At 70.1% G+C, this 13162-nt stretch carries 11 protein-coding genes; 7 read left to right on the top strand and 4 right to left on the bottom strand.

What is annotated here, in order from left to right:
- Positions 1-15 precede the first annotated feature (15 nt).
- From G6N50_RS23575 to G6N50_RS23550, 6 genes are read left to right on the top strand one after another with little or no spacing between them, the layout of a single operon-like run.
- Entirely contained in the window at positions 16-960 is a 945-nt protein-coding gene (locus tag G6N50_RS23575; protein WP_083095423.1) for a metal ABC transporter solute-binding protein, Zn/Mn family, read from the top strand.
- Complete coding sequence (locus G6N50_RS23570; protein ID WP_083095422.1) at positions 957-1778, top strand: metal ABC transporter ATP-binding protein; 822 nt, start codon at positions 957-959, stop codon at positions 1776-1778. Before G6N50_RS23575 ends, G6N50_RS23570 begins: the two co-directional genes overlap by 4 nt.
- Positions 1778-2638 (top strand): metal ABC transporter permease, encoded by an 861-nt coding sequence (locus G6N50_RS23565; RefSeq protein ID WP_083095421.1) that lies wholly within the window; start codon positions 1778-1780, stop codon positions 2636-2638. Before G6N50_RS23570 ends, G6N50_RS23565 begins: the two co-directional genes overlap by 1 nt.
- Before the next feature lie 9 nt (positions 2639-2647).
- Positions 2648-3406 carry a LamB/YcsF family protein gene (locus G6N50_RS23560; protein ID WP_083095420.1) on the top strand — a complete coding sequence of 253 codons (759 nt, stop codon included), beginning with the start codon at positions 2648-2650 and terminating at the stop codon, positions 3404-3406.
- A complete protein-coding gene (locus G6N50_RS23555; protein WP_083095419.1) occupies positions 3406-4332 on the top strand; it encodes an MBL fold metallo-hydrolase in 927 nt (308 codons plus the stop codon). The genes G6N50_RS23560 and G6N50_RS23555 overlap by 1 nt, the downstream gene beginning before the upstream one ends.
- A 3-nt stretch (positions 4333-4335) precedes the next feature.
- Positions 4336-5577: an SLC13 family permease gene (locus G6N50_RS23550; RefSeq protein ID WP_083095418.1), complete on the top strand. Its 1242-nt coding sequence runs from the start codon at positions 4336-4338 to the stop codon at positions 5575-5577.
- Here the strand turns inward: G6N50_RS23550 and G6N50_RS23545 are convergent.
- A complete protein-coding gene (locus G6N50_RS23545) occupies positions 5574-8216 on the bottom strand; it encodes a LuxR C-terminal-related transcriptional regulator (RefSeq protein WP_083095417.1) in 2643 nt (880 codons plus the stop codon). The genes G6N50_RS23550 and G6N50_RS23545 overlap by 4 nt on opposite strands.
- A gap of 170 nt (positions 8217-8386) precedes the next feature.
- On the opposite strand from G6N50_RS23545, the gene G6N50_RS23540 reads away from it, so the two are divergent.
- Positions 8387-9796: an FAD-dependent oxidoreductase gene (locus tag G6N50_RS23540; RefSeq protein WP_083095416.1), complete on the top strand. Its 1410-nt coding sequence runs from the start codon at positions 8387-8389 to the stop codon at positions 9794-9796.
- Here G6N50_RS23540 and G6N50_RS23535 read toward each other — a convergent pair.
- The 3 genes from G6N50_RS23535 to cysS are packed head-to-tail and all read right to left on the bottom strand — an operon-like array spanning position 9793 to position 13140.
- Positions 9793-10749 (bottom strand): glycerophosphodiester phosphodiesterase, encoded by a 957-nt coding sequence (locus G6N50_RS23535; RefSeq protein WP_083095509.1) that lies wholly within the window; start codon positions 10747-10749, stop codon positions 9793-9795. The two genes, G6N50_RS23540 and G6N50_RS23535, sit on opposite strands and share 4 nt — an antisense overlap.
- A 38-nt stretch (positions 10750-10787) precedes the next feature.
- On the bottom strand, positions 10788-11720 hold the full coding sequence (gene rlmB, locus G6N50_RS23530; RefSeq protein WP_083095415.1) for a 23S rRNA (guanosine(2251)-2'-O)-methyltransferase RlmB: 933 nt from the start codon (positions 11718-11720) through the stop codon (positions 10788-10790).
- Positions 11721-11730: 10 nt separating this feature from the next.
- Positions 11731-13140, bottom strand: coding sequence for a cysteine--tRNA ligase (gene cysS, locus G6N50_RS23525; RefSeq protein WP_083095414.1), 1410 nt, complete (start codon positions 13138-13140; stop codon positions 11731-11733).
- Positions 13141-13162 lie beyond the last annotated feature (22 nt).

The following is a 13162-nucleotide window of genomic DNA, read 5'->3' as shown; positions in this document are numbered from 1 at the left end:
AGGAGGAAATCGGGCGTGCGCACTGCACTGACGCGGCATCGAACGGCTAGGGCCAGAACTGCCGATGCGACGCGATGGCTGGCGGCCGCGCTGGTGTTGGCCGGCGGGACGGTGCTCACCGGCTGCAGCGGCGCCGCGCATTCACGCGCGCTTTCCGTCGTCGCCTCCACCGACGTCTGGGGCAGCGTGGCGCGTGCCGTCGCGGGCCGCCATGTCGCCGTGAATTCCATTCTCAGCGGGGCGGACGTCGACCCGCACTCCTATGAGGTCAGCCCCGCGGATGCGGCCGCGATCGCCGATGCCCCGCTGGTCGTGTTCAACGGCGGCGGGTACGACGGATGGGTCGACGACGTGCTGGCCCACCACCCCGAGGCCAAGCCGATCGACGCCTACTCGTTCCTGGCGAACGACGGACAGGCCCGCAACGAGCACGTCTTCTACGACCTGGGCGTCGCCAAGTCGGTCGCGGCCACCATCGCCGAGCGTCTCGCGACGATCGACCCGGGCAACGCCGCCGACTATCGGGCCAACGCCGCCACGTTCGGCCGCGACGCCGACTCCATCGCCGGCGCCGAACACGCGATGGCGACCACCAATCACAACACCCCGGTGGTCGCGACCGAACCGGTCGCCTTCTACCTGCTGAAGGCGTCAGGCCTGGTGAACCTGGCCCCGCCCACCTTCGAGGCGGCCGTCGAGAACGAGACCGATCCCGCTCCGGCCGACATGGCGAGGGTCCTCGACCTGGTCGACCGGCGTCAGGTGGCGGCGGTGCTGGTCAATCCGCAGACCTCCACGACCGCGATCAATAGCTTGCGCGATGCGGCGCGGCGCGCGGGTGTCCCGGTCACCGACGTGTCCGAGACGCTGCCCGACGGCGCGGATTACCTATCCTGGCAACGCAATACGGTCAACCAGCTGCAGTCCGCCGTGCACTCGAGCCGGCCCCTGCCGTCATGAGCCTCGAACCCGTCGCGGCCATCGAAAACCCCACCGAGACCGTTTCGCTGCGCGGGGCCCGGCTGTCGTTCGGTGACCGGGTGCTGTGGGACCACCTCGACCTGTCGGTGTCGCGCGGCGAGTTCATCGCGGTGCTGGGCCCCAACGGCAGCGGCAAGACGTCACTACTCAAGGTGCTGCTCGGGCAGCTGGCGCTGAGCGCCGGCGCCGGGCTGGTGGACGGCAAGCCGATCACCTCGGGCAGCGGGCGCATCGGCTATGTGCCCCAACACCGTCCGATGGACGCCGACGTGATGCTGCGCGGCCGCGACCTGGTTCGGCTGGGTCTCGACGGGCCGCGCTGGGGCGCCGTCCCGCTGCGGTCCGCCGACCGGGCCCGCCGGCGCGCGGCCGTGCGGCAGGCGCTGCGCCAGGTCAACGGCGAACACCTGGCCGACGTCCGGGTCGGAACGATGTCCGGCGGCGAGTTGCAGCGGGTGCGCATCGCCCAGGCCCTGGTCAGCGATCCGCTGTTGCTGTTGTGCGACGAACCGCTGCTGACGCTGGACCCGGCCAACGCCAAGCTGGTGTCGGCGCTGATCGAACGGCGCCGCCAGGACGCTGCGACCACGGTCATCGTCGTCACCCACGAGATCAACCCGATTTTGCCGTACGTGGACCGGCTGCTCTATCTGGTCAACGGCCGGTTCGAGATCGGCACCGTCGAGCAGGTGATGACCAGTCAGACACTCTCGGCGCTGTACCAATCCGACATCCAGGTGTTGAAGGTCAAGGACGGCTACGTGGTGGCCGGCGCTCGCGATGACGGGCACTGCTGATGGAGCATCGGCTCGCCGGCCTGCTGGACCATCTGTTTGCCTTCGACATCACCGCGCACCTGCTCGGCCACGACTTCGTGCAGCAAGCGCTGGCGGCGGCCGCCCTGCTCGGACTGGTCGCCGGGCTGATCGGGCCGTTCATCGTGATGCGTCAGATGTCGTTCGCCGTGCACGGTTCCAGCGAATTGTCGCTGACCGGAGCCGCATTCGCGCTGCTGGTCGGGCTCGGAGTGGGTCTGGGCGCGCTGATCGGCAGCGCGCTGGCCGCGGCGCTGTTCGGGGTTCTCGGGCGGCGCGACCGGGAGCGCGATTCGGTGATCGGCGTGGTGCTGGCGTTCGGGTTGGGCCTGGCGGTGTTGTTCATCCATCTCTACCCGGGCCGCACCTCGACCAGTTTCGCCCTGCTGACCGGTCAGATCGTCGGGGTCGGCTACACGGGCCTGACCATGCTGGCGCTGGTCTGCGTGCTCGTCATCGCCGTGCTGGCAACGTGTTACCGCCCGCTGCTGTTCGCCACCGCCGATCCCGACGTGGCCGCGGCCCGCGGTGTGCCGGTCTACGCCCTGGGCATCGTGTTCGCCGCATTGGTCGGCGTGGTCGCGGCCCAGGCGGTGCAGATCGTCGGTGCGCTGCTGGTGATGTCGCTGCTGATCACACCGGCGGCCGCGGCGGCCCGGGTGGTCGCCTCGCCGGCGGCGGCGATCGTGACCTCCGTGGTGTTCGCCGAGGTGTCCGCCGTCGGCGGCCTGGTGCTGTCCCTGGCGCCCGGCGTGCCGGTGTCGGTGTTCGTCGCGGGCATCTCGTTCCTGATCTATCTGGTCTGCTGGCTGATCGGACGCCGCCGAGAGGCCGCCGCATAAGCTGGGTGGGTGGCCCCCATCGACCTCAACGCCGACCTGGGCGAGGGCTTCGGCGTCTGGAGCCTGGGTGACGACGACGCCATGCTCGGCCTCGTCACGAGCGCCAGCGTGGCGTGCGGTTTCCACGCCGGCGACCCCGCGGGCCTGCTGCGGGTGTGCCGAACGGCCGCCGAGCGCGGAGTCCGCATCGGAGCGCAGGTGAGCTATCGCGACCTGGCCGGGTTCGGCAGGCGCTTCATCGACGTCACCGCCGAAGACCTCATCGCCGACGTGGTGTATCAGATCGGCGCGCTGCAGGCCATGGCGCACGCGGCGGGCTCGACGGTGTCCTATGTCAAACCGCATGGCGCGCTGTACAACACGATCGTGACACACACCGAGCAGGCTGCCGCCGTGGCCGAGGCGGTGCGCCTGGTGGATGCCGGGTTGCCGGTGCTGGGCATGGCGGGCTCGGCGTTCTTCGACGAAGCTGATCGCCGCGAATTGCGGACGGTCGCAGAGGCTTTCGCCGATCGCGCCTACCACCCCGACGGCCGGCTGGTGTCCCGAGGGGAGCCGGGCGCGGTGCTGCAGGACCCGGCGGCGATCGCCGACCGGATGGTGACCATGGTCGGCTCGGGGCAGGTCACCGCGATCGACGGCACCCAGCTCGCCCTGAAAGTGGAATCGGTTTGCGTGCATGGCGATTCGCCGGGAGCGGTGCAGATCGCCACCGCCGTTCGCCACCGCCTCACGACGGCCGGCATCGAAATCAGGGCCTTCTGCTGATGCGCCTCAAACTCGGGCGTCCCGATATCGCGCGGTACGCGGACCGGTTCGACACGCCCGCCGCCGAACCCGACGGGCTCTCGGTGACCTGGATGGGCGTGGCGACCCTGTTGATCGATGACGGCTCGTCGGCGTTGATGACCGACGGTTACTTCTCCCGGCCGAGCCTGGCCAAGGTCGCGGCCGGCAAGGTGGCACCCTCGGCCGCGCGCGTCGACGGATGCCTTGCCCGGGCCAAGGTTTCGCGGCTGGCGGCGGTCATTCCGGTGCATACCCACATCGACCACGTGCTGGACTCCGCGCTGGTCGCCGACCGCACCGGCGCCCAGTTGGTCGGCGGGCAGTCGGCGGCCAACGTCGGGCGCGGATACGGGCTGCCGGTAAACCGGATCGTCGTCGCGGTCGACGGCGAACCGATGCGGTTGGGTGCCTACGACGTCACCCTGATCGAATCGCACCACTGCCCGCCCGACCGCTTTCCCGGCGTCATCGACGAACCGGTGACGCCGCCGGTGAAGGCGTCGGCGTACCGCTGCGGGGAGTCCTGGTCGACGCTTGTGCACCACCGGCCGACGGGCCGGCGGCTGCTGATCCAGGGCAGCGCCGGCTTCGTCAAGGGCGCCCTGGCCGGCCACCGCGCCGACGCCGTGTACCTGTCCGTCGGGCAGCTGGGCCTGCAGCCGCGGTCATACCTGGTCGACTACTGGACCGAGACCGTCCGCGCGGTCGGGGCCCGCCGGGTGATCCTCATCCACTGGGACGACTTCTTCCGCCCGCTGACAAAGCCGTTGCGCGCGTTGCCCTATGCCGGCGACGACTTGGATGTCTCCATCCGTATCCTCGACGAGCTGGCCGCACAGGACGGTGCTTCGGTGCACCTGCCCACGGTGTGGCGGCGCGAGGACCCGTGGAGCGAAGCGGTCTAGACGTTGGCCCTGACGCTTGCGCTGTTGCTGCTTGCTGTTGTCCTCGCGTTCGCCGTCGCGCGCCCCAAGGGCTGGTCCGAGGCGTTGGCGGCGGTCCCGGCGGCCCTGATCCTGATCGCGGTCGGCGCGATCTCGGTCCAGCAAGCGGCGAAACAGATCGCGGAGCTGTCCGGGGTGGTCGCGTTCCTGGGCGCGGTGCTGGTGCTGGCCAAGTTGTGCGACGACGAGGGCCTGTTCGAGGCCGCGGGCGCGGCGATCACCCGCGGGCGCGTCGGCTCGGGCGGCCTGCTGCGGCGGGTGTTCGTCATCTCCTCGGTGATCACCGCGGTGCTGAGCCTCGACGCCGCGGTGGTGCTGCTGACCCCGGTGGTGCTGGCCGCCGTCCGCCGTGAGCGCACCCGGGTGCGGCCCTACGCCTACGCCACCGCCCATCTGGCCAACGGCGCCTCGCTGTTACTCCCGGTGTCGAACCTGACCAACCTGCTGGCCTTTCACACCGCCAACATCTCGTTCACCAAGTTCACGTTGGTGATGGCGGCACCGTGGCTGGGCGCGGTGGCCATCCTCTACGTGATCTTCCGGTGGTTCTTCGCCAAGGACCTGCGCGTGCAACCGGACCCGGAGCAGCAGGGCGCGCCCCCCCGCCCTCCGGTGTTCGTGCTGGTGGTCGTCGCACTCACGCTGGCCGGGTTCGCGGTCGCCCAGTCCGTGGGCGTCGCACCGGCCTGGGTGGCGCTGTGCGGCGCCGCGGTGCTGGCGGTGCGCAGCCTGCGCCGTCGGCACACCTCGGTGTCCGACATCGTGCGGTCGGTGAACGTGTCGTTCCTGGTGTTCGTGTTGGCGCTGGGCGTCGTGGTGCAGGCGGTCATGCTCAACGGGATGGACAGGGCGATGTCGGCGGTGCTGCCGTCGGGTTCGGGCCTGCCCGCGCTGCTCGCCATCGCCGCGATAGCCGCCGTGCTGGCCAACGTGGTCAACAATCTCCCCGCCACCCTGGTGCTGCTGCCGCTGGTCGCGCCGAGTGGGCCGGTGGCGATTCTGGCGGTGCTGATCGGGGTGAACATCGGCCCCAACCTGACCTACGTCGGTTCGCTGTCGAACCTGTTGTGGCGGCGCGTGTTACGGCAGCACGACGTCGACGCCGGGGTCGGCGAATACACCCGTCTCGGCGTGTGCACCGTGCCCGCCTCGCTGGCGGTGGCGGTGCTCGCGCTGTGGGCCTCGGCCCGGCTGCTGGGACTCTAGGGCGTGCGCGGCGCGCAGGGGCCCGATCGGATGATCGAGGCCAGCTCCTCGCGCGACTGCGCCCCCACCCGCTGGCAGGCCCGGTACACGTGGCCCTCCACGGTGCGCACCGACATCACCAACTTCTCGGCGATCTCGCGGTTGGACAGGCCGGCCACCACGAGTTCGACGACATCGCGCTGCCGGCCGGACAGCTTCAGGCCCGTCGGAGTGTGCAGCGCCGGCGTGTGCAGGCCGCCGCACTCGTCGGCCAGCTCTCTGGCCAACGCCGCGGCGTACAGGCCGCGGCGATGGTGCTGGTGTTCGTCGAACACCACTGACGCCTGTGCCGCCGCGTCGGCGGCAGCGACCCGATCGCCGATCTGCCGGTACGCGGCCGAGGCCGCCAGCAGGCCCTCGGCGTCGCGTGCCGACAACGCCTCCGCATGCGACGCGACGGCATCGGCCAGCGGCAGCGACAACGCCTCGGCCAGCTCCCGCGCCCGCGCCGCCTGTGTGGCATCGCCCCACTGCGCGGCCGCCTGTATGCAAGCCAGCTCGTGCGTGGGCTGGCCGCGGTCGCGGGCAAGCCGCGCCGCCTCCCCGACACATGCCACGGCCTCACCCAACCGGCCGCCGGCCGCCATCGCCCACCCGTCGGCCAATGACAGGCCGGTGTGCATGAACAGAAATTCGGCCGGCACACACGAGCGCGCGCCGACAACCGCCTCGTTGGCCTCGGCGGCATCTCCGAGCTTGGCGTGCGCCTCGGCCAGGGCGAAGTAGCTCGCCGGACGCAAACCCGTTGTGACGGAGTGCCTTTCAACTCCTGCCACGGCCTCGTGCACCAGCCGTGCCGCCTCGGCGACGGCGCCGCGGGCAAGCTCGGCGTTGCCCGAGAGCAAGGCCAGATTCGCATACGCCAGGCCCGGGATGTCACGGGACGAGTCAGCCAATTGTTTTGCTGTGCTGACGAATTCATCGATTCGACCGGTCAACCGGCAGGCGCGTCCGTAGACGGCGCCGAACCAGAACCGCATATGCGATGCCTGAAACGACGTCGGCGCACGCCGCAACGCCTGCTCGGCCACGCTGGGAAGCTCGTCGACCCGACCCAGCGCCCCCATCGCCATGATCAACGCCAGCGAGGCCATCATCGTGTGGAAGCCGGGCAGTTCGGGGAAATCCAATGCGGCCCGAGCCTTTTCGGCCGCTAACTCACAGCGCGCCGCCGCCGCATCCAGGCACGCCTGCACCGCCAACCGCTCCGCCCGCTGGGCCAGTGTCTCGGAATCGAGCGAAGCAAGACCGTCGAGGATCGCGGCCGCCTCGGTGGGGTTGAAGAGATTCCACGTCAAGTTGGCCGCCCGCACGGTCGCCCAGTGGTGGCCGTCGGGCAGGTCGCTGTCGGCCATCGCGCGCAGCGCCGACTCGGCCGGCTCGCCCCGCCCCAGCAGCACCAGGTTCATGGCCCGCACCCCCGCCGCGCCGGGCGCACCGGCCTGGGTGGCGGCGGTGGCGAACCGGTCGGCCAGGTCCAGATCCAGCAGGGTCATCGCGTGCCGTGCCGCTTCCAGGTACAGCGCGGGGTCGGGATCGAGGTCCGACTCGAGACGCAGCAGCGCGCGGCGCACCGTGGCCTGTATGTCGGCGTCGCCGTCCTCGCCCAGCCGCACCGCCAACCTGCCCCGGATTTCCGACAGGTACAGCTCACCGGCGCTCGCCCGGCGCAGCTCACCGAACAGCGGGTGGGCCAGCCTGGCCGTCAACCCGGCGCCGGTGCGTTCGATGCTCACCAGGCCCATCCGCTCGGCGGCCGCCAGGTCGCTGCGCCGGGCCAACTCGCACAGCACCTCTACGGCCAGCGGCTCACACTGCGACAGCGTGTCGATCACCATCGCCATTTCCGGGCTGAGTCGACCCATCTGACGGCCCACCGTGTCTGACAGGCTCGCCGAGACCGCGACATCGCCGTCCCACATCCATACCCCGGCCGTCTTTCGCATCCGCCCGGCGGCCACCTGGTCGGCCAGCAGCTGACGCAGGAACAGCGCGTTGCCGCCGGTCAGCTTCTGGAACCGCGTTGCGCTGCGCGCATCGACCGGACCGTCCAGCGTGCCCTCGATGACCTCGCGCGTCGCGGCGGCCGTAAACGGTTCGAGATCAAGCCTTTCCAACAGCCCGTCTTTCCACAGGGCCGTCACGGCGTCCGGTTCTTCGCTGCCGGTACGCACGGTGACCACCAGCCGGATGCCACCCGACTGCGCCAGCTGGTGGACGACGAGTGCGGAGAGTCCGTCGAGCAGATGCGCGTCGTCGACCCCGACCAGCACCCGGCGCTGACGCTGTTGTGCGACAAACGAATTGATCACGCGTCGTACGTCGGCCAACGGATCCGACCGTGCCTCGTTCATGGCCTCGGTCATCGCGCCGATGAACGCGCCCAGCGGCAGCGCCTGCGCCGAGTCGGTGCCGACGATCCACCGGGTCCGCTCCCCCGACGCCTCGGCACGCCGCAGCACTTCGTGGGCGAGCCAGGTCTTACCCACACCGGCGGGTCCGGCGATCAGAACGCCCGTGTGGTTGCCGCCCGCAGCCAGGGCGCGGCGAATGCTTCCCAATTCGCTGTCGCGCCCGGCCAGCGGCTCGGCGCCGATCACTCGGCGACTATAACTTTGCGCGAGCGTTGTTCGGGTTGCTTTGTGCGGCGTTAGGTGGCCTGGCGTGGGGTCGCGTCGTGGCAATGACGTAGTCGACTACGCTGTCGGCCCCCGTTTCGGGCCATGAGCATGGTTTTTGTCAAGTAGGCGCTCAACACAGGCGGTGGGCTATGGCAAAGATCGGTAATCACGCGCTGGTATTGGGAGCGAGCATGGCCGGTCTGGCGGCCGCGCGATCGCTCAGCGATTTCTTCGGCACGGTCACGGTGCTGGAGCGCGATCCGCTGCCGGACATCCCTCCCGAAACCGCCGCCGCCCGCCGGGGCGTGCCGCAAGGTCGCCACCTCCATGGCCTGCTGCCGCGCGGCGCCCTGGCACTCGAGCAGTTGTTCCCCGGGGTCCTCGATCAGCTGGTGATCGACGGCGCGCACCACCTGGATGGCCGCGATCTTTCGCAGCTGTACTACCGATTGGGCGAGCATCTGATGGTCCGCTCGGGCGGCGCCCCTTCGTTCGACGTCTATCTGGCCACCCGGCCGTTCCTGGAAGAACACGTCCGAGCGCGACTCCGTCGCATGCCCAACGTCACGCTGCTCGACGAGCACGACATCGTGGACTTGACCACGGCACCGGATCGCCGCCGGGTGACCGGCGCCCGTGCGGTCAACCGCCGCACCCGCGAGAACGTCACGTTGAGCGCCGACCTGGTGCTCGATGCCACCGGGCGCGGCGCCCGCACCCCGGCGTGGCTGACCGCCTTGGGCTACGAGCGGCCGGCCGAGGTTCACGTACCGGTTCACCTGACCTACGTGAGTCAACGCCTGCGCATGGCACCGGACGCGCTGCACGAATTCGGCGTCGTCGTCGGAGTGACACCGGGCCGTCCGTACGGGCTGGGGCTGCTGCGCTCGGAGCACGACACCTGCATGTTGACCGTCTTCGGCATAGCGGGCCACGGGCCGCGGCCGGACCTGGCGTCGATGTGCGAGTTCGTCGAGGACTGCGCCCCGGCCCATCTGCTGGCCGCGGTCCGGGCCGCCGAACCCATCGGCGAGACCACCCGGCACTGTCAACCGTCGAGTCAGTGGCGCCGCTACGACAGGTTGCAACGCTTCCCGGAAGGCCTGCTGGTGATGGGCGACGCGATCTGTAGCTTCAACCCGATCTACGGTCAGGGCATGACGGTCGCCGCGCTGGAGGCATTGGCGCTGCGCGACTGCTTGTCCGGCGGCACAGCAGATTTGGCGCGGCGATTCTTCCGTGCCGCCGCGGTGCCGATCCGCCAGGCGTGGGAGCTGTCGGCCAACCCGGACCTCTGCCTGCCCGAAATCGAGGGCACGCCGCCGCTTCTTACCCGGCTGCTCAACGCATACATCGAGCGCATACTCACCGCGACCGAATACGACCCCGTCGCGGTCGATCGGTTCGTCAGGGTCACAGCGCTGATCGATCCCGCCACCCGGCTGCTCCGCCCGGGCATGATGTGGCGGGCCGCCCTGGCCAACCGCCGCCGGCCGCGGCGCGGCGACGCGCAGCCGGCCGGCGCGCCCAGCGACCTGGTCGGCAGCGTGGCCCCCTAGGGCCGCACGTACGCCGGCGGCAACGGCATCGACAGTTCGGCGAGCACGCCACGCAACAACGTCGGGTAGTCGGTGATGATGCCGTCGACCCCGAAGCCGATCTGCCGACGCATGGCGGCGGCGTCGTTGACGGTCCATGGAATCACCTTGAGCCCCAGGGCATGCGCGCGGTCGACGTAGGGCTCACCGGTGACCAGCCGATAGTCCGGAGAGACGATGCCGGCGCCCACCATCCGCGCGCCGATCAGGGGGTCGCCGACGAGCGTGGGATTTTCGCCGGCCAGCCAGGGCGAGTCCGGGGCCCAGGTCTGCTCGTTGTACAGGGCCACCAACGGAATCGACGGTTCGGCGCGCCGCGCCAGCGGCAGGGTGCGCCAGTCGAAGCTCTGGATCTCCACGCGGTCGACCTTCCCCGCGGACCTGACCGCGGCCAGTATCACGTCGACGAACTCTTGCGGCGCGGCCGATGAGCCGGGGCGGTCGGCATCCACCTTGGTTTCGATGTTGTAGCGCATCGCGTCGGCACGGTAGGAGTCGGCGAGCGAGAAAACCTGCGGCAACGTCGCTATCTTGTTGCCGCGCACCACTTCGGCGTTCGGGAACTCATCGAGCCGCTTGCCACAGTCGAGCGTCGAGAGCTGCGCCAGGGTGAGCTCGTGCACGAGCTTGCCGACGTACGGGTACTGCGGGTCGCCGGCGAACGCGGGCGCGGTGTCGGCGCACTTCTCGGCCTGGATCGTCGGGTCATGCCACACCAGCGGTTGGCCGTCCCTGGTCAGGACGATGTCGAGTTCCAGTGTGCTGACGCCCAATTCGATCGCCTTGGCGAACGCACGCCGGGATTCCTCGGTGGTCTCCCCGCGTCCACCCCGGTGGGCCTGAAGGTCGAAGTCGGGCGTTTGGGCCCGGGCAGCGCCGACCGGCAACACCGCGACGGCCAGCAGCACCGCCAGCACGGCGCGAAGGCGTGCGGGCCGGCCGGGCACCGGGGTTAACCCCTGCGCTGGCGCGTGATTTCGGCGAGCACCACCCCGGCGGCCACCGATGCGTTCAGCGATTCGGTGTCCCCCGCCATCGGGATGGACACGACTTCGTCGCAGTTTTGCCGCACCAACCGCGACAGCCCCTTGCCTTCGGACCCCACCACGACCACCAGCGGATCGGTGCCGTCCATGTCGTCGAGCGTGGTGTCACCGCCGGCGTCGAGCCCGATCACCCGCAGCCCGCGTCCGGCCCAATCCGTCAGTGTCCTGGTCAGATTGGTGGCGCGCGCCACCGGGATGCGGGCCGCGGCCCCGGCGCTGGTGCGCCAGGCCACCGCCGTCACCGAGGCCGACCGTCGCTGCGGGATCAGCACACCGTGGCCGCCGAATGCGGCCACCGAACGGACGATGGCACCCAGGTTGCGGGGATCGGAGATGTTGTCCAGCGCGACCAGCAGCGCCGGCGGCGAGGCGATCGCGGCGGCAACCAGGTCGTCGGGGTGGGCGTAGTTGTACGGCGGCACCTGCAACGCGATGCCTTGATGCAGGTGGTTGCCGGTCATCCGGTCCAGGTCGGTGCGCGGTACCTCCAGAATGGAGATGCCCAAATCGGCGGCGCGGGTGACGGACTCGGTGAGGCGCTCGTCGGCGTCGGTGCCCAGCGCCACGTAGAGCGCGGTGGCCGGCACCCCGGCCCGCAGACACTCGAGCACCGGGTTGCGGCCCAGCACCGTCTCGGCTTCGTCGGTGCGGCCCCGTGCCGGCCGGCGGCTCTGGGTTTTGGCGCGCTTGGCGGCCGGATGGTTGGGGCGCAGATGCGCGGGTGGGGTGGGGCCCCGGCCTTCCAGGCCGCGGCGGCGCTGGCCGCCCGAACCTACGGTTGGGCCCTTCTTGGTGCCCTCTTTGCGTATCGCCCCACGGCGACGCGAGTTGCCGGCCATCTACTCGGCCCTACTTGTCGTCACCGGCCTGCAGCGACCACTGCGGCCCGTCGGCGGTGTCGGTGACCTCGATGCCGGCGTACTTGAGCCGGTCGCGAATCTCGTCGGCGAGCGCCCAATTGCGTTCGTCGCGGGCCTTCTGCCGATTCTCCAGCTCCGCCCGGACCAGCACGTCGACCGCGGCCAGCGCCGCCGATGTCTCGTCGCGGGTTTCCCAGCGTTCGTCGAGGGGGTCGCAGCCCAGGATGCCCATCATCGCGCGGATCGCGCGAGCATGATGCAACGCGCCTTCGTGATCGCCGGAGTCGAGCGCCCGGTTGCCCTCGGCGCGGGCCTGGTGCACTTCGGCGAGCGCGGCCGGCACGGCCAGGTCGTCGTTGAGGGCCTCGGCGAAGCGCGGGGTCCATTGCCCGGGCTCGACGCCACCGACCCGTACCCTCACGCGGTGCAGGAATTCCTCCACGCCGACATAGGCTTTCACCGCGTCCTGCAGGGCGTTGTCGGAGAATTCCAGCATCGACCGGTAGTGGGCGCTGCCCAGGTAGTAGCGCAGCTCGGCGGCGCGCACGCGCTGCAGCAGCGCCGGTATGGCCAGCACGTTGCCCAGCGATTTGCTCATCTTCTCGCCGCCCATGGTCACCCAGCCGTTGTGCAGCCAGTAGCGGGCGAATCCGTCGCCGGCGGCGCGGCTTTGGGCGATCTCGTTCTCGTGGTGCGGGAAAACCAAATCCATTCCGCCGCAATGGATGTCGAATTCCTGTCCTAGATACGTGCGGGCCATCGCGGAGCATTCCAGGTGCCAGCCCGGGCGTCCCCGGCCCCACGGGGTGGGCCAGGACGGTTCACCGGGTTTGGCGGCCTTCCACAGGGTGAAGTCACGCTGATCGCGCTTGCAGGTGGCCACGCCCTCGCCCTGATGGACGTCGTCGATCTTGTGACCGGACAGCTGCCCGTACTCCGGGTAGCTGAGCACGTTGAAGTAGACGTCGCCGCCGGCGGAGTACGCGTGCTCGGTTTCGATCAGCCGTCCCATTAACTCGACCATCTGGGTGATGTGCCCGGTGGCGCGCGGCTCGGCCGACGGCGGCATCACGTCCAGAGCGTCGTAGGCGGCGCTGAAGGCGCGCTCGTAGGTGGCCGCCCATTCCCACCACGGCCTGCCCGCCGCTGCCGCCTTGTTGAGGATCTTGTCGTCGATGTCGGTGACGTTGCGGATGAACGCGACGTCGCAGCCGCGCGCGATGAGCCAGCGGCGCAGGATGTCGAAGGCCACCCCGCTGCGGACATGGCCGATGTGCGGCAAGCCCTGGACGGTGGCGCCACAGAGGTAGATCGAGACCTGGCCCTCGCGCAGCGGAACGAAATCACGCACGGCGCCGGCTGCCGTGTCGTGTAGCCGCAAACGGGCGTGATCGGTCACGACGTGCCAGCTTACCGGGTAG

It is taken from the genome of Mycobacterium mantenii (genome assembly GCF_010731775.1).
Classification (GTDB): domain Bacteria; phylum Actinomycetota; class Actinomycetes; order Mycobacteriales; family Mycobacteriaceae; genus Mycobacterium; species Mycobacterium mantenii.
The sequence above is the reverse complement of the archived record's forward strand: the minus strand, read 5'-3'. Positions and strand labels throughout refer to the sequence as shown.

Bases quoted from the DNA above. Each gene is read 5' to 3' on its own strand.
- G6N50_RS23570 (WP_083095422.1), top strand. From the start codon at position 957: ATGAGCCTCGAACCCGTCGCGGCCATCGAAAACCCCACCGAGACCGTT.
- G6N50_RS23565 (WP_083095421.1), top strand. From the start codon at position 1,778: ATGGAGCATCGGCTCGCCGGCCTGCTGGACCATCTGTTTGCCTTCGAC.
- G6N50_RS23555 (WP_083095419.1), top strand. From the start codon at position 3,406: ATGCGCCTCAAACTCGGGCGTCCCGATATCGCGCGGTACGCGGACCGG.
- G6N50_RS23540 (WP_083095416.1), top strand. From the start codon at position 8,387: ATGGCAAAGATCGGTAATCACGCGCTGGTATTGGGAGCGAGCATGGCC.
- rlmB (WP_083095415.1), bottom strand. From the start codon at position 11,720: ATGGCCGGCAACTCGCGTCGCCGTGGGGCGATACGCAAAGAGGGCACC.